This is a genomic window from Sphaerobacter thermophilus DSM 20745 (genome assembly GCF_000024985.1).
GTDB classification, from domain to species: domain Bacteria; phylum Chloroflexota; class Chloroflexia; order Thermomicrobiales; family Thermomicrobiaceae; genus Sphaerobacter; species Sphaerobacter thermophilus.
The window spans coordinates 510,788-527,711 of the sequence record NC_013524.1; the positions used below are offsets into that span (position 1 = coordinate 510,788).

A 16,924-nucleotide genomic window follows, 5' to 3' on the forward strand; every position below is an offset into this window, starting at 1 on the left:
GGGAGGACGCAGGCATTCATGACCACCGCTACGGCCCGCCCGCTCAGGGCCATCCCACGCTCCTGGATCGCACTCGGCCTGCTCGCGCTCGCGCTGCTGGCCCTGCCGCTCGTGCTGCGCAGCGACTCGCGCCTGAACATCGCGATCCTGGTTCTGGTCTACGCGGCCCTGGCGCAGGCGTGGAACATCCTGGGCGGGTTCGCCGGGCAGATCTCCCTCGGCAACGCGGCCTTCTTCGGGATCGGCGCCTACACCTCGACGGTGCTGCTGTCGCGCTGGGAGGTCACGCCCTGGCTGGGCATGCTGGCCGGCGCGCTCGTGGCGGCCATCTTCGCCGTCATCATCGGCTACCCGGTGTTCCGCCTGGGCGGCCACTACTTCGCCATCGCCACCATCGCCCTGGCGGAGATCGTCTTGACCGTCTTCAACGACTGGGAGTGGGTCGGCGGCGCCACCGGGATGCTCATCCCCTTCGCGCGGGACATCGAGACCGGGCGCCCCACCAACTCGCTCTACTACCTCCAGTTCAACCTGGGGAAGGCGCCCTACTTCTACATCGCTCTGGCCCTGGTCGTCCTGGTCACGGTCGTGACGGTCATCATCGACCGCTCCAAACTCGGGTATTACCTGCGGGCGATCAAGAACGACCAGGACGCGGCGCGCGCGCTCGGCGTCCACGTCCTGCGCTACAAGCTCATCGCCATCGCCATCTCAGCCGCATTCAGCGCCGTGGTCGGCACCTTCTACGCCCAGTATCTCCTCTACATCGACCCGGAGACGACGATGCGCCTCGAGCTGTCGGTGCTCATCGCGCTGGTGGCCATCCTGGGCGGGGTCGGCACGGTCGCCGGGCCGCTCGTAGGCGCGGCGGTGCTCATCCCGGCCGCGGAGTTGACCCGGCAGCAACTCGGCGGCAGCGGCAACGCCATCGACCTCATCATGTATGGCGCCCTGATCGTCCTGATCTCGATCTTTCAGCCGAACGGCCTGATGGGTCTGGTGCGACGGCTGCGGCACCGCGGTGGCCCGCGCCCGACGGCGCCCCCCTCCGAAGTGCAGGCGCTTGCGCGGGAGGAGGCACCGCTGCTCGGCGGCTACGAGGAGGAGCGGGGCTGATGGCACTGCTGGAGATCGATGCCGTCACCAAGCGCTTCGGCGGCCTGCTCGCGAACCATGAGGTCACCTTCCAGGTCGATCGCGGCGAGATCGTCGGGCTGATCGGCCCCAACGGCGCCGGGAAGACCACGCTCTTCAACTGCATCTCCGGCTTCTTTCCGCCGACCAGCGGGACCGTGCGCTTCGACGGGACCGACGTGACCGGTTGGCCCGCCGAGCGCCTGGTGCACCGGGGAATGGTGCGAACCTTCCAGGTCGTGCGCACCTTCCCGGACCTGACCGTCCGCGAGAACGTCATGATCGGCGCCTTCGCGCGGACCAACAGTGCGTCCGCCGCCCGGAAGATCGCCGATGAGGTGCTGGAGTTCACTGGTCTCGCGCCACGCGCGGATGTCCTGGGGGCGAATCTCCCCATCGCGCAGAAGAAGCGGGTGGAGCTGGCCCGCGCGCTGGCGACCGGGCCCCAGCTCCTCATGCTCGACGAGGTGATGGCCGGGCTGACGCCGGCCGAACGCGTGCAGGCGATCGAGCTGATCCGCGCCATCCGAGAGCGGGGGATCACCGTGCTGCTGGTCGAGCACGTGATGGAGGTCGTCATGCCGATCTCCGACCGGGTGGTGGTGCTCGACTCGGGCAAGAAGATCGCCGAAGGACCGCCACAGGAGATCGCCGAGAATCCGGAAGTGATCGCGGCCTACCTCGGAGAGAAGTACCGGCCGCGCCAGGAGGAGGCAGGGGAGGGCTAATGCTCCTCGAGGTGCGCCACCTCGCCGCGTCGTACGACGGTGTGCCCGCGCTCCACGATGTGAGCTTCACCGTGGGCGAGGGTGAGGTCGTGACGATCATCGGCTCAAACGGCGCAGGCAAAACGACAACTATCCGCACCATCTCCGGCCAGCTCCGCCCCGACCGGGGCGAGATCCTCTTCCGCGGCACACGCATCGACGGGCTCCCCGCCCACCGGATCGCCGAGATGGGCATCGCCCACGTGCCGGAGGGACGCCGGCTGTTCAACCGGCTCACCGTGCTGCAGAATCTCCTGGTCGGCTCATTCACCCGCCGCGCCCGCGCCACGGAGGACGCGATGCTGGAGCGGGTATTCACGCTGTTCCCCCGGCTCAAGGAGCGGGCGAACCAGCGCGCAGGTACCCTCTCCGGCGGGGAACAGCAGATGCTCGCCATCGGGCGAGGCCTGATGCTGCAGCCGGTGATCCTGATGCTGGACGAGCCGTCGCTGGGGCTGGCGCCGATGCTGGTGGATGAGATCTTCAACACGATCCGCCAGATCGCCCGGGAGGGCATGACGATTTTGCTCGTCGAGCAGAACGTCCGCGAGTCGCTGGAGCTCTCGGACCGTGCCTACGTCCTCCAGACCGGGACGACCGTCGCGGAGGGGACCGGGGCCGAGTTGCTCGAATCCGAGATGGTACGCCGTGCCTACCTCGGACTCTAGTTGCCTCCCGATCCGCCCAGGAGTCCCGGATGCAAGGACAGGCTGGGGTCATGGGGCCCGGGAGCACGAGTCGCTGCGTTTGCCAGCATCATGCGCCGTCACCGCTCCGTCGGGCCGATGTCATCCTGAGCGGAGCCGGCCGCCGCGGGGCGGCGGGCAGCGCAGCGAAGGATCTTTCCGCTGAATGGTGGATCTGACGCGAGAACCTTCGACTCTGAGGGAGCCGCCGGGCCGGCTCTCACCGCCCCGGCTCCGCTCAGGATGACACGAAGTGGGGAGGGGTAAGGCCGCGTAGGCCGCACCACGGTGGTCGGAGCACTCGAGGAGTAGGGAATGGACCGGAGACTGCGTGTCGGTATCGATATCGGGGGAACCTTCACCGACCTGATCGTGGTCGATGACCGAACCGGCACCTTCTGGGTCGCGAAGACCTTGACCACCCCCGACGACCCGGCTGTCGGCGTGCGCCGCGCCCTGATCCAGGGACTGGAACTCGCCGGGTCGCCGGCCGAGCAGATCCAGGCCGTCATCCACGGCACGACGCTGGTCACCAACGCCATCATCGAGCGCAAGGGGGACAAGACCGCGCTGGTGACCACCAAGGGCTTCCGCGACGCCATCGAGATCGCCCGCGAGCACCGCTTCGACATGTACGACATCTTCATCGAGCGGCCGAAGCCGATCGCGCCCCGGCGTCTGCGCTTCGAGATCGACGAGCGGCTCCTGGCCGACGGCACCGTCTACCGCCCGGTTGACCCGGCCGAGGTCGAGGCGCTGGCCGAGCGCCTGCGGCGCGAAGGGGTCGAGGCGGTCGCGATCTGCTTCCTGCACAGCTACCGCAACCCGGAGCACGAGCGGCAGGTCGCCGCCATCCTGGCCGAGCGCCTGCCCGGCGTCCGCATCTCCCTCTCCTCTGAGGTGGTGGGCGAGATCCGGGAGTACGAGCGCACCTCGACCACGCTGGCCAACGTCTACGTGCAACGCATCGTCGAGGGTTACCTGGACCGCCTCCAGCGCAGCTTGACAGAACTTGGCTCACGGGCACGGCTGCTGATCATGCTCTCTTCGGGCGGCATCTGCACGGTCGAGACGGCCCGCCGCTTCCCGGTGCGGCTGATCGAGTCGGGCCCGGCGGCCGGGGCGCTCGCGGCGGCTTATACCGGACGTCTGGTGGGCACGCCGAACCTGTTGGCCTTCGACATGGGCGGCACGACCGCCAAGGTCTGCCTGATCGACAACGGCCGGCCTATGATCACGACCGAGTTCGAGGTCGATCGGGTCTACCGCTTCAAGAAGGGGAGCGGCCTGCCGATCAAGGCCTCGTCGATCGAGATGATCGAGATCGGCGCGGGCGGCGGGTCGATCGCCCACATCGACCAGTTCGGCCTTATCAAGGTCGGACCGGACAGCGCCGGCTCGCAGCCCGGCCCCGCCTGCTACGGCCTGGGCGGCACCCGCCCGACCGTCACCGACGCCGACCTGGTGCTCGGCTACCTCGACCCGGACTTCTTCCTCGGCGGCGAGATGCACATCAGCCGTGAGGCGGCCGAGGAGGCGATCGAGCGCGAGATCGCCCGGCCGCTCGGAATGTCGGTCATCGAGGCGGCCTGGTCGATCCACCAACTGGTGAACGAGAACATGGCGAGCGCCGCCCGCATCCACGCGGTCGAGCACGGCAAGGACGTGCGTGCTTACCCACTGTTCGCCTCCGGCGGCGCCGGGCCGGTGCACGCCTACCGGGTGGCCGAGATCCTGGGTGTCCGGCAGATCCTCTGCCCCTTCGCCGCGGGCGTCGGCTCCACGATCGGCTTCCTGGCGGCGCCGCTGGCCTTCGACTTTGTGCGCAGCGCCTACGCCCGGCTCGACCAGGTGGACTGGGACACGATCAACGCGCTGTACGCCGAGATGGAGGGCGAGGGCCGTACGCTGCTGGCCGCGTCGGGCGTCCCGGAGGATCAGGTGACCGTGACCCGCACGGCCGACATGCGCCTGCTCGGCCAGGCGCACGAGATCAGCGTGCCGATCCCCCTCGGTGTGCTTGGCCCGCAGAGCGAGGCGGAGGTGCTGCGCGCCTTCGAGACTGTCTACCGCGACCTCTACAAGCGCGCGCGGCCCGGCGTGCCGATCGAGATCATGAGCTGGCGGGTGCTGGTGTCCGGCCCGGAGCCCGAGCTGCGTCTGCGCCGGCAGGAGCAATCGGGCGGCGCACGCCAGAAGGGCGAGCGGCCGGTCTACTTCCCCGAGCTTGGCGGTTTCCACCCGACGCCGATCTACGACCGCTATCAACTCCGGCCCGGTGACTGCTTCGACGGCCCGGCCGTCGTCGAGGAGCGCGAGTCGACCGTCGTTGTCGGCCCTCGCGGCCACGCCACGGTCGATGAGCACCTGAACCTGGTGATCCGGTTGGAGTGAGCGGCCCTCACCCCCTGACCCCCTCTCCCAACTTTGGGAGAGGGGGCCTGAGACGACGAGACACTCCCCTCTCCCAGGGTTGGGAGAGGGGCCGGGGGTGAGGGCAGATAACGAATGAGGTTCCCATGGCGCACGCATCGATCGACCCGCTGACGCTCGAAGTCTTCTGGAGCCGGCTGATCGCCGTGGTCAATGAGCAGGCGACTTCGCTGATCTGGAGCGCCTTCAGCCCCTCGGTCGCCGAGGCCGGGGATATCTCCGCCTGCGCGTTCGACAGCCGCGGCTACATGATCGCCCAGGCGGTGACCGGGACGCCCGGCCACATCAACTCGATGGCCCGCTGCATCCAGCACTTCCTCGACGCCTACCCGCTGGAGACGCTGGAGCCGGGTGACGTCCTGATCACCAACGACCCCTGGAAGACCTCGGGCCACCTGCACGACGTCACCATCGTCACGCCCATCTTCCGCAACGGCCAGGTCGTCGCCTTCTTCGGCAACATCTGCCACCTGGCCGACATCGGCGGGCGTCCCTTCTCGGCCGACGCGCGAGAGCTCTTCGAGGAGGGGCTGTTCATCCCGATGACGAAGCTCTTCATGGCCGGCGAGCCCAACGAGGAGCTGCTCAAGATCATCCGCGCCAACGTCCGCGAGCCCGAGGCGGTCGTCGGCGACCTCTACGCCATGACCGCGGCCAACGATGTCGGTGGCGAGCGCCTGCTGGAGTTCATGGACGAGTTCGGCATGGAGCGCATCGAGCCGCTGGCCGACGAGGTCATCAACCGCTCGGAGCGCGCCATGCGCGACGCTATCGCGCGCATCCCGGACGGGGTCTACCGCCACCAGGTCACGATGGACGGCTATGACCAGCCGGTCACGCTGGCGGTCGCGATTTCGGTGCGCGGGAGCGAGATGTTCATCGACTACACCGGCACCTCGCCCGAGAGCGAGTACGGCATCAACGTGGTGATGAACTACACCGAGGCCTACACCACCTTCGGCATTAAGTGCGCCCTGGTGCCGGACGTGCCGAACAACGAGGGGAGCTTCCGCCCGGTCCACATCACCGCACCGGAGGGGAGCATCCTGAACTGCCGGCCACCTGCACCCGTGGCAGGACGCCACATCATCGGGCAATGGCTCCCCGGAGTCGTGCACGGCGCACTGGCTCAGGCGATGCCCGACCGAGTGCTGGCCGAAGGCTCGCTAAACCTGTGGAGCACCCAGTTCACCGGCGTCGACCGCGACGACCGCCCCTTCACCATGCTCTTCTTCAACTCGGGCGGCATGGGTGCTCGTCCGAATAAGGACGGACTCTCCAGCACCGCCTTCCCCTCCGGGGTGATGGGTACGCCGGCCGAGATCGTCGAGGCGCGCTCGCCCCTGATGATGGTCCGCCGCGAGTTCCGCACCGACTCCGGCGGCCCCGGCACCTACCGCGGCGGGCTGGGTCACTGGCTGGTGATCCGGGGCGTCAATGCGGGCAAGCCCTACCGCTTCTCACCCTTCTTCGACCGGACCAACAACCCGGCACGCGGCTACCAGGGCGGCAAGAACGGCGCACCCGGCGTCTACGAACTCAGCGACGGTCGGCGGCCGAACCCCAAGGCGACGATCTGGGTCGATCCCGACACCGACATCATCATGGGCCTCCCCGGCGGCGGGGGCTACGGCGACCCGCTAGACCGCGACCCGCAGGCCGTCCGCGACGACGTGCTCGACGAACTCGTCTCCCCCGAGCGCGCCCGCGAGGACTACGGCGTCGTCCTGACACCCGACCTCGAGATCGACTGGGAAGCCACCGACCGCCTCCGCTCCGAGCGGCGTGCGGGGTGAGGGCGATTCCCCCTCTCCCCTTGTGGGAGAGGGGGCTGGGGGTGAGGGGTAACCCCACCACCTCACCCTGTCCACCCGTACGCCCGACGGGCTGTTTCCTCGGTGATGTAACCGTTCTTGAGATCCCAGGCGACCTTCTCGCGGGGACGACGGCGGGGATCGCCGTAGCCGCCACCGCCGGGAGTGATGAGGCTGACCGTCTCCCCGGCCTTGACCAGGACGTTGGTTGCCTTGGAGTAGATCTCCCGCTCCTGGCCGTTGGGGCTGATGATGCGGAAGAGCCCTTTGCCGCCAGGGCCACCGCCGAAGAGGCCCCAGGGTGCGTGCTTGTGGCGCTCGTCGAGGAACGACATCACCACGTCGGTGTGCACCGTCATGTCGCGGCGACCCGAGCAGCCGCCGCGGAACTCGCCCACCCCGCCGGAGTCGGGGACCAGCTCGTAGCGCTGGATGGTGACCGGCAGCTCCAGCTCGATCATCTCCACCGGGATGTTGAGGAAGTTCGACGTGTTGGCAGCGCAGCAGTCGACGCCGTCCACCCCGAGGCGGCCGCCCATCCCGCCGCCCAGCACCTCGTAGAAGGCGAAGTGGCGCCCGCGCCGTTCGCTGTAGCCGCCCATGGTGTACGACGGGGTACAGCCGTAGCAGGCGGCCATCACCTGTTCCGGGCAGAGCTGGCTCAGCGCGCCGAAGAGGACGTCGGTGATGCGGTGGCAGATCACGTTGCGCGCCTGGCAGGCCGCGGGCAGCGTGGCGTTGACCAGCGAGCCCTCCGGCGCCACGATCTCGATCGGCCGGTAGCAGCCGTCGTTGATTGGGATGTCCGGCCCGGCGATCGCCTTGATCACGTAGTAGACGGCCGAGGTGGTGGGGCCGATCGGGGAGTTGGCCGCGCCCATCTGCTGCGGATCGGTGCCGGTGAAGTCGACAGTGATCCGGTCGCCCTGCTTGGTGACCGTCACCCGGATGCGGCACTCGTGCATCACTACCCCGGTGTCGTCGATCACGTCCTCGAAGGTCGCCTCGCCGTCGGGGATGCGCTCGCGCAGCCCGCGGCGCATGCGCTGCTCCGAGTAGTCGATCAACCCCTCCATCCCGGCCTCGACGGTTTCCAGGCCGTAGCGGTCGATCAGCTCCAGGATGCGGCACTCCGCGGTGCGGTTGGCAGCGATCTGCCCACGCAGGTCGCCGTAGGTCTTCTCCGGCTCGCGAACGTTGCGCAGGATCATCTTGAGGATGTTCTGGTCCATCTCCCCGCGTCGCATGATCTTGAGCGGGGGGATGCAGATGCCTTCCTGGTAGTTGTCGGTCACGTCGTTGCCGATGCTACCGGGCGAGCGGCCGCCGACATCCACCCAGTGGGCCAGACTGGCAGCGAAGGCCACGACGCGGCCCTCGACGAAGATCGGCATGAAGGTGATGACGTCCTGCAGGTGGTTCCCGCCGCGGTACGGGTCGTTGCCGATCAAGAGGTCTCCCGGCTCCAGCTCCGCGATCGGGTATTCCTGGAGCCAGTCGGTCAGGGCCAGCGGCAGCGAGTTCAGGTGCATCGGGATGTTCGCCGCCTGGGCGACCATCCGCGCCTGACCGTCGAACAGGCAGCAGGAGAAATCCATCGCCTCACGGACGATCGAAGAGTAGGCCGTGCGGCGCAGCGACACCGCCATCTCTTCGGCCGCGGCATGGAGGTTGGATCCCAGGATCTCCAGCGTCACCGGGTCGATCTGCCGCGCGGCGGCTCCGGACCGGGACCGGCCGGGTGACTCGGACGTGTGCCTCGCCATGACTGCCTCCCTCGCTGCTACGCTCCGACGGCAATGACGATATTCCCCAGGTCGTCGACCTCGGCACGCTGGCCGGGCAGGAGCACGGTCGTTGCGCCCGGCTCCTCGATGATGGCCGGGCCGGTCAGGACCACGCCGGCGTCCAGTTGGTCGCGGTCGAGCACCGGCGTCAGGACCGGGTCGCCGCTGCCGTCGAACCAGGCGGGGCGCTCGCCGATCCGGGCCGCGGCGCCGTCGCTGTCGGTCCGCTCCAGCCGGGGGAAAGCCGGCTTTGCGGTCGGCACCGTGGCGATGGCGCGGAAGTTCACCAGCTCGACCGGCTCCCCCGGCGCGCTGTGGCCGTAGCGCTCGGCGTGCGCCGCGTGGAACGCCTCCTCCAGCGCTCCCACGTCGGACGGTGCCAGCAGGCCGACCGGCACCGTCACATTCACCTCGTACGCCTGACCGACGTAGCGGGCGTCCACCGAGCGGCGGAACACGACCTGGCCGGGGTCGAAGCCATCGGCGACGAACTGCTCGGTCAACTGCGCTTCCAGGTCCACGTAGACCTGCCGGATGCCGTCGAGCGCCTCGGGTCGCAGCGGCGTAAGCTGGGTCCGCACCGCATCCCGGCTGAGGTCGGCCACCAGCAAGCCGAACGCCGAGAAGTTCCCCGGGTTCCGCGGCACAATCACGCGCGGGATGTCTAACTCTGCAGCCAGGGCCGCGGCGTGGACCGGCCCGGCGCCGCCGAAGGCCAGCAGGGCGAAGCGGCGGGGATCGAGCCCGCGCTCGACCGAGACGAGGCGGATCGCGCGCAGCATGTTGGCGTTGGCGATCCGGAAGATGCCATGCGCCGTCTCCAGTCGGGAGAGCCCAAGCTCGGCCGCCAGCCGGTCGACGGCCGCTTCAGCGGCCGCGCGGTCGAGCCGCATCCGTCCGCCCAGGAAGGCGTCCGTGCCGAGATAGCCAAGCACCAGGTTGGCGTCGGTAACCGTCGGCTGGGTGCCGCCGCGGCCGTAGCAAGCCGGGCCGGGATCGGCGCCCGCGCTCTGGGGCCCGACTTTGAGCCGGCCGCCCTCGTCGGCCCAGGCGATCGACCCGCCCCCGGCGCCGATCGTCGTGATGTCGAGCATCGCCGCGCGGATGACTTCCCCGGCCAGTTCGCTCTCGCTCGCCAGCGTCGGCTTGCCCTGGCGCAGCAGGGCGACGTCGGTGGAGGTGCCGCCCATGTCGAGCGTGATCAGGTCCGACACCCCGATCTCACGCCCCAGGGCCTCGGCGCCGATGACGCCTGCCGCCGGGCCGGAGAGGATCGTCGTGATCGGTCGGCTGCGCGCCGCCCGGCCGGTCTGCGCGGCCCCGCCGGAGTGCATGACGTGGAGCGCGGCCGAAACGCCCGTCTCCGCCAACCGGCGCTCCAGGTCGGTCAGGTAGCGCTCGATGATCGGGGCTACAAAGGCGTTGACGATGGTGGTGGAGGTGCGCTCGTACTCCCGGTACTCCGGGTTGACCTCGTGCGAGAGCGAGATCGATACACCGGGCAGCACCTCGCGGATGATGGCCGCGGCCTGCCGCTCGTGCTCCGGGTTCAGGTAGGAGTGAAGGAAGCAGACGGCGACCGACTCCACCCCCTCCTCGCCGAGCGCCGCGGCCGCGTCACGCACGCCGTCCGCGTCGAGCGACACGACCGCGACTCCGTCGACGTTGACACGCTCGCGCACCTCCTTGCGCAGGTAGCGCGGGACGAGCGGTGTCGGCTTGGTCCAGAAGATGTTGTAGAGGTCCTCGAAGGAGCGGTTCAGCCGGCGAATCTCATAGACATCGCGGAAGCCCTCGGTTGTGATGAGGCCGGTGCGGGCGCCCTTCCCTTCGAGCAGGGCGTTAGTGGCGACGGTCGTCCCATGGGCCAGGAACGCGACGTCCCCGGGCGAGGCGCCTAACTCCTCCAGCGCGGCCCGCACCCCGGCGATGAACGCCTCGGCCGGGTTCTGCGGGGTGCTCGGCACCTTGAGCGCGACGATCCTGCCGTCTGCCTCGCGGAACGCGATCACGTCGGTGAAGGTGCCGCCTGTGTCGATGCCAATGTGGACCCGCATTCAACCCTCCAACCTTCCCCGCAGGCCGGCACGCCAACGCCTCGCGGCACCGGCCGCGTCTCTTCGCGCCATCCGGGGAGCAGCGCAGGGCACATGGGATGGCGGGGCCGCGGATGATGCGACAGACGGCAGCGCCCCGGCCTAGGGCTCGCCCTACACGCGCACTTCCACGGCGATACTCGACACCCGCATTGTCGCACAGGATCGGGTTTTGGAAAGGGAAGACGATCAGTTTTCCCCACACTCAGCGAGGAAGGCATCGACAGCGGCTGCCGTCGGGAGCGACGGCTGGGCACCGGACGTGAGCGTCGCCAGAGCGCCCGCGGCGGCCGCCCGGCGCAGGGCCTCGGGCGCAGCCAGCCCGCTGCCCACGCCGACGGAGAAGGTGCCGACAAATGCGTCACCCGCACCGACGGCATCCCGCGAGGCGACCGGGAATGCCGGCTGGGGTACCACACCATCCGGCCCGGCCAGCACGGCGCCGCGCGCACCGAGCGTGACGATGACCTGCCGCGCCCCATACTCCCGGAGCCGTGCGGCGGCCACCTCAGCGCTCTCCCAATCGGTCGGCAAGACGCCGGTGAGGATCTCGGCCTCGGTCTCGTTCAAGATCAGGTACTCGCAGCACGCGAGAAGGTCGTCCGGGAGCGGCTGGGCGGGAGCTGTGTTGAGCACGACCCGCACCCCGGCCTCGGCAGCCAGCGCCGCTGCGTGCGCCACGACCTCCAGCGGCACCTCTAACTGCAGCAGGAGCACATCGGCGCCGGTGATCCGTTCAGCCGCAGCATCGACATCGTCCACCGTCACGGCAGCGTTCGCCCCCGGAGCCACAATGATGGTGTTCTGCCCGCTCGGATCCACCGCGATGAGCGCGACGCCCGTCGGCTCCTCAGGTGCGACCCGCAGGTGGGCGATGTCGATGCCCTCGGCCTCCAGCCCCGCGCGCAGGGTATCGCCGAACGCGTCCGCCCCGACCCGGCCCACAAAGCTGACCTGCCCGCCTGCGCGCGCGGCGGCCACTGCCTGGTTCGCACCCTTGCCGCCCGGGTGGGTGGCGAAGGGTCCGCCCAGCACCGTCTGCCCCGGCACCGGCAGCACCGGCGTCGCCACGACCAGGTCCATATTGACACTGCCCACGACGCAGATGCGCGGCCCGGCCATCCCCGCCTCCCGTCATCTCTCGCCTGCTCCCACGGGCATCAGGATAACACGGCTAGAGGAGCGCGGCCCGCACCCCCAGCCCCTCTCCCAACGTTGGGAGAGGGGAGCTACGTAAGGGGCCGTACGAGGACGCCCGCGGGGCTACGGCGGTGGTCTGTGCCCGGGGGTAAACCCCCGGGCACCCACCACGCCGCGGAGGATCTCCTACCGCCTAGCCAGGACGCTCACGACGACAGGCGATCGCCTCGCCGACGGCGGGGCGACACTTCACGGCATCCCTGCTACCGGAAGATCGCCTGCGGCAGGAAGGCGGACACCAGCCAGTTGGGAGCGTTCACCACCTCGCTGATGCGGAGGTCGACGGCCACGCTCGCCAGCATGTAGGCGTCCTCTCGGCTCAGCCCAGCCGTCTGCTGCAAGTGCTCGATCTGGTAGCGGATCGCCTTGCGCGCCGCCTCCCTGAGGTCGGACGCGAAGCCGGTGGTGACGAAGTAGCCCTTGGCGTCGGCCTCCGGCGTCGGCGGGCCGGGCAGGATGTAGCGCGGCTCGGCGATGGACTGATTGCGGTGGAGCTGGAAGCGCAGCGTGGCGGTCATCGCCGCCTCGATGGCGGTGCCGCACACCTCGCCGTCCCCCTGCGCCGCGTGCGTGTCGCCGACCGAAAAGAGCGCGCCCTCGACCCACACCGGGAGGAACAGGCGAGCGCCACGCGTCAGGTGCCGGATGTCCATGTTCCCACCGTTCTGGCGTGGGGGCACGATCGTGTGGAGGCCCGGCTCCGGCAGGGCGACGCCGATCGTGCCGGGGAACGGCTTGATCGGGATCTCGATCCCGGGCGCGAACTCCGCCTTGCCCTCGGAGAGATCCCAGATCTTCAGGACCGGCTCGGGGAACTCGTCGGCCAGGAGCCCGAAGCCGGGGATGATCGCGGTCCAGCCCCACTCGGCGCGGCCAAAGTCGAGGATCTCCACCTCTAGCACGTCGCCGGGTCGCGCCCCCTTGATGAAGATCGGGCCGGTGACCGGGTTGACGCGGGCGAAGTCGATCGCCGCGACGTCAGCGGCGGTGGAGTTACGGTTCAGTTGCCCGCCAGAGGCGTCGATGATCTCGAACTCGACGGTGCTGCCCGGCTCGACCTCCATCACCGGGTCGATCGAGTTATCCCAGCCGAAGTGGTGGTGCGCCGCGTGGATCGTGTGTTGATGCCCGGTCACTGCCGTGCTCCCTTCTCGTTCTCCAACCGGCCGTACCACGACAGAACTCGTGGATCGAGCATCGCCTGGGCGACATCGATGATGATACTGCTCATGACCATCAGGAAAACGGTGAATGGAACGGCGCCCAGGATCAGCCGACGCAGTACATACGCCACGCGACGGCAGTCAGGTCCCGTCGTGCCCGGCATCGTTCCTGTCTTGGCCACGCACGGTGACAGGATCGGGGCAGGGTGATACATAGGCGAGGAATCACCGGAACATCAGGTGGGTCAAGCGACAGTGTAGGGAGGGGATGCCGTGGCAGAGCAGGCAAGGGGCAGACTCGCGGGCAAGGTGGCCATCATCACGGGCGCCGGGTCGGGGATCGGGCGTGCCATGGCGCTCCTGTTCGCCCGTGAGGGCGCGACGGTCGTTGCGGCGGGCCGCACCCCGGCGTCGATCGAGGAAACCGTGGCGATGATCCGGGCCGAGACTGGGGGGGAGGCGCTCGCCGTCGCGGCCGACGTCGCCATCCCGGCCGATGTCGAGCGGATGGTGCGGGAGACGGTGGCGCGCTTCGGGCGCATCGACATCCTGTGCAACAACGCGGGGATCGGCAGCAGCAAGGACGTGGTCGCGGTCGAGCCGGACGAGTGGGACCGGGTCTTCGCCGTCAACGTGCGCGGTGTCTACCTGGGCTGCAAGTACGCGCTGCCGCACATGCTGGCCCAGGGCGGCGGGTCGATCATCAACACGGCGTCCGTGCTCGCCCTGGTCGGTGCTCCGGAGCGGGCGGCCTACTGCGCCAGCAAGGGGGCCGTGGTGGCGCTCACCCGGCAAATCGCGGTGGAGTACGCGGACCGGGGAATCCGCTGCAACTGCCTCTGCCCGACGACCGTCGACACGCCGTGGGTGGACCGGTTGCTGGCCGATGCCCCAGACCCGGTGGCGCGACGGCGGGCGCTGGAGGAGCGGCAGCCGATGGGTCGGCTCGCCACGGCTGAGGACGTGGCCGCCGCCGCGCTCTACCTCGCGTCGGACGATGCGGCGTTCGTCACCGGAACCGCGATGGTCATCGACGGTGGACTCTCCGCCCGCTAGCGCGCGAGCACAGGACACGGTGGCAGCGGGCCTGCATAGCGATTGGCACGAAGATGCGAAACCGATCGATCGCCTGTACCGGCCGCCGTGAGACCCTAGGCGGGACACCGTACGGCGCCGGCAATGGAGGGGATCACCGTGGTCCGCTGGCTGCACCACCGTCAGTTGACAACCGAGGGCGTCGTGGAGTGGTACGAGAATCTGGATTGCGGCCGCAGCCGCCGGCCGCGCCCGCAGTGGATCGCGCTCGGCGAGGAGTCGGTGACGAACCTGGCGCACTGCGCGCGGCTGGAGTTCCGCGGCGACTGGCTGAAGGACGACCCCGCGCGCCCGTTCGCGGTCCGTATCCACTATGATATGCAGGGCGAGCGAATTCAGACGTTCGATGGACCGAGCGTGCGCCGGCTCTACGGCCGGTTGCGCGAGTGGATCGTACCGGATCGACAGGCTCGCTGACCGCGCCCGCCCCCAGGGCCGGGCCACGACCGACGCGCCGGTGCGCCGGCGAGCACGAAGGGAAGACGCTGATGTCCGATACGGGATCTGCACGGCTGGATGCCACTGCCAACCACGTCGCGCTACGCGTGCGCGACCTCGACGCGGCGCTGCGATTCTACCGGGATCTGATCGGCCTGCCGGTCACCCGCACGGGGAAGACACCCGGCAACGAGGACTCGGTCTGGCTCCCAGGACTCCAGTTGATCCATGACCCGAACCTCTCTGCGGAGGCAGGCGGCCGGCTGGACCACCTGGCGCTCGGCGTCACGAATATCGAGGAAGTCTGCCAGCGGCTCGACGCCGCGGGGTGCGAAGTGGATACCCCCTTGCAGCACCGCACGGCTGAGCAGGTCGGCCGCCCGCTGACGATGGCGTTCTACCGCGACCCGGAGGGCAACCGCGTCGAACTGCTGCGCTACGACGACTAGGCCGGGCCGATCTCGTGCTCGGGGAAGGGCGACGGGGCACGCCAACGCGCGTCGCTACGCCGTCCACCACACGGGGCGGACCCGCCACGTCCGGCTGAGAGGGATTCATCCCAGGGGAGGGACGCAGGATGGTCGAGACGCCGACTGCCGTCGACCTGCGGCACAAGAGCCGCACGATCGTTGAAGGGCGCGACCGTGCCGGAGCGCGCGCCATGCTGCGGGCCACCGGTCTGACCGACGAGGACTTCCGCAAGCCGGTCATCGGCGTGGCGCACTCCTGGATCGAGACGATGCCCTGCAACCTCGGGTTGCGGCGCCTGGCGCAGCACGTCAAGCGCGGTATCCGCGACGCGGGCGGGGTGCCGATGGAGGTCAACACCGTCGCGATCAGCGACGGCGTGACGATGGGTACCCAGGGGATGAAGGCCTCGCTGATCAGCCGCGAGGTGATCGCCGACTCGATCGAGCTGGTCGGCCGGGGGCACATGTTCGATGCCATCGTCATCCTGGCGGCCTGCGACAAGACCCTGCCCGGCTCGGCCATGGCACTGATCCGGCTCGATATCCCGGGCTTCATCCTCTACGGCGGCACGATCGCCCCCGGACACTTCCAGGGCCGCGACGTAACGATCCAGGACGTCTACGAGGCGATCGGCGCCAACGCGGCCGGGAAGATGAGCGACGCCGACCTGCTCGAGCTGGAGCGGGTCGCCTGCCCGGGCGAGGGCGCCTGCGGCGGGCAGTACACCGCCAACACGATGGCCATGGCGATCGAGGCGCTGGGGCTCTCCCCGGTCGGATTCGGCTCCTGGCCGCAGGCCGACCCGGGCAAGAACGAGATCGCCTACCAGGCGGGGCGCCTGGTGGTCGAGCAACTCGAGCGAGGTCTGAAGCCCAGCGATATCCTGACCCGCGAGGCCTTCCTCAACGGCATCGCCCTGGCGGCCGGCACCGGCGGGTCGACCAACATCGTGCTCCACTTCCTGGCCATGGCGCGCGAGGCCGGCATCCCGCTCAGCATCGACGACTTCAACCCGGTGAGCGAGCGGACGCCGGTCATCGCCGACCTCAAGCCCTCCGGCAAGTACACGGCGGTCGATGTGCACCGGGCGGGCGGCACGCAGCTCATCATCAAGCGCCTAATCGAGGGCGGCTACATGGACGGCAGCCAGCTCACGCCGAGCGGGCGCACACTGGCCGAGGAAGTGGCGGACGCGACCGAGACGCCCGGCCAGCAGGTGATCCTGACGCCGGAAACCGCCAAGCAGCCCACCGGCGGGCTGGTGATCCTGAAGGGGAACCTTGCGCCCGAGGGTGCGGTGATCAAGGTAGCCGGAACCGAGCGCACCCGGCACGAGGGACCGGCGCGCGTCTTCGACTGCGAAGAGGACGCGATGGCGGCCGTCACCAGCCAGCAGATCCGACCGGGCGACGTGGTGGTCATTCGCTACGAGGGGCCGCGCGGCGGGCCGGGCATGCGCGAGATGCTCGGCGTGACCGCGGCGCTCGTAGGTGAGGGGCTGGGCGAGTCGGTCGCGCTGCTGACCGACGGACGCTTCAGCGGTGCCACGCGCGGCTTCATGGTCGGCCACGTCGCCCCAGAAGCGGCGGTCGGCGGGCCCATCGCCGCGCTTCGAGACGGAGATATCATCACCATCGACATCGCGGCGCGCACGCTCGACGTCACGCTGACCGACGAGGAGATCGCTGCTCGCATGGCCGAGTGGACGCCACCCCCGCCGCCGTCGGGGACCGGCGTTTTCGCCAAATACGCCGCGCTCGTCTCCTCAGCCTCCGAGGGCGCGATCATGCAGCCGCGCTGGTGAGAGACGTCACGCGTCATACGTCATACGTCATGCGTC

14 protein-coding genes are annotated in these 16,924 nt (G+C 69.4%); 9 read left to right on the plus strand and 5 right to left on the minus strand.

What is annotated here, in order from left to right:
- Positions 1–18 precede the first annotated feature (18 nt).
- From STHE_RS14445 to STHE_RS14465, 5 genes are all read left to right on the plus strand, one after another.
- Complete coding sequence (locus STHE_RS14445) at positions 19–1,116, plus strand: branched-chain amino acid ABC transporter permease (RefSeq protein WP_012873331.1); 1,098 nt, start codon at positions 19–21, stop codon at positions 1,114–1,116.
- On the plus strand, positions 1,113–1,862 hold the full coding sequence (locus tag STHE_RS14450; RefSeq protein ID WP_041400687.1) for an ABC transporter ATP-binding protein: 750 nt from the start codon (positions 1,113–1,115) through the stop codon (positions 1,860–1,862). Before STHE_RS14445 ends, STHE_RS14450 begins: the two co-directional genes overlap by 4 nt.
- Positions 1,862–2,569: an ABC transporter ATP-binding protein gene (locus STHE_RS14455; RefSeq protein ID WP_012873333.1), complete on the plus strand. Its 708-nt coding sequence runs from the start codon at positions 1,862–1,864 to the stop codon at positions 2,567–2,569. Before STHE_RS14450 ends, STHE_RS14455 begins: the two co-directional genes overlap by 1 nt.
- 333 nt (positions 2,570–2,902) lie before the next feature.
- Positions 2,903–4,981: a hydantoinase/oxoprolinase family protein gene (locus tag STHE_RS14460; RefSeq protein ID WP_012873334.1), complete on the plus strand. Its 2,079-nt coding sequence runs from the start codon at positions 2,903–2,905 to the stop codon at positions 4,979–4,981.
- A gap of 125 nt (positions 4,982–5,106) precedes the next feature.
- Positions 5,107–6,816, plus strand: a complete 1,710-nt coding sequence (locus STHE_RS14465) for a hydantoinase B/oxoprolinase family protein (protein ID WP_012873335.1) — start codon at positions 5,107–5,109, stop codon at positions 6,814–6,816.
- Between the two features lie 62 nt (positions 6,817–6,878).
- On the opposite strand, the gene STHE_RS14470 is transcribed toward STHE_RS14465, so the two are convergent.
- From STHE_RS14470 to STHE_RS18865, 5 genes are all read right to left on the minus strand, one after another.
- Entirely contained in the window at positions 6,879–8,600 is a 1,722-nt protein-coding gene (locus STHE_RS14470) for a hydantoinase B/oxoprolinase family protein (protein WP_012873336.1), read from the minus strand.
- Positions 8,601–8,617: 17 nt separating this feature from the next.
- Positions 8,618–10,678, minus strand: coding sequence for a hydantoinase/oxoprolinase family protein (locus STHE_RS14475; protein WP_012873337.1), 2,061 nt, complete (start codon positions 10,676–10,678; stop codon positions 8,618–8,620).
- 228 nt (positions 10,679–10,906) lie between these two features.
- Entirely contained in the window at positions 10,907–11,839 is a 933-nt protein-coding gene (gene rbsK / locus STHE_RS14480; protein ID WP_012873338.1) for a ribokinase, read from the minus strand.
- 281 nt (positions 11,840–12,120) lie between these two features.
- Positions 12,121–13,053: an acetamidase/formamidase family protein gene (locus STHE_RS14485; protein WP_012873339.1), complete on the minus strand. Its 933-nt coding sequence runs from the start codon at positions 13,051–13,053 to the stop codon at positions 12,121–12,123.
- The gene (locus STHE_RS18865; protein WP_148220114.1) at positions 13,050–13,244 is read right to left on the minus strand and encodes a hypothetical protein; all 195 of its coding nucleotides are present in this window, start codon (positions 13,242–13,244) and stop codon (positions 13,050–13,052) included. Before STHE_RS18865 ends, STHE_RS14485 begins: the two co-directional genes overlap by 4 nt.
- A 109-nt stretch (positions 13,245–13,353) precedes the next feature.
- Between STHE_RS18865 and STHE_RS14490 the strand changes: the two genes are divergently transcribed.
- From STHE_RS14490 to ilvD, 4 genes are all read left to right on the plus strand, one after another.
- On the plus strand, positions 13,354–14,136 hold the full coding sequence (locus tag STHE_RS14490; protein WP_012873340.1) for an SDR family oxidoreductase: 783 nt from the start codon (positions 13,354–13,356) through the stop codon (positions 14,134–14,136).
- 123 nt (positions 14,137–14,259) lie between these two features.
- Positions 14,260–14,592: a hypothetical protein gene (locus STHE_RS14495; protein ID WP_041400398.1), complete on the plus strand. Its 333-nt coding sequence runs from the start codon at positions 14,260–14,262 to the stop codon at positions 14,590–14,592.
- Between the two features lie 71 nt (positions 14,593–14,663).
- Positions 14,664–15,062, plus strand: a complete 399-nt coding sequence (locus STHE_RS14500; protein ID WP_012873342.1) for a VOC family protein — start codon at positions 14,664–14,666, stop codon at positions 15,060–15,062.
- 128 nt (positions 15,063–15,190) lie between these two features.
- The gene (gene ilvD, locus STHE_RS14505) at positions 15,191–16,888 is read left to right on the plus strand and encodes a dihydroxy-acid dehydratase (RefSeq protein ID WP_012873343.1); all 1,698 of its coding nucleotides are present in this window, start codon (positions 15,191–15,193) and stop codon (positions 16,886–16,888) included.
- Positions 16,889–16,924 lie beyond the last annotated feature (36 nt).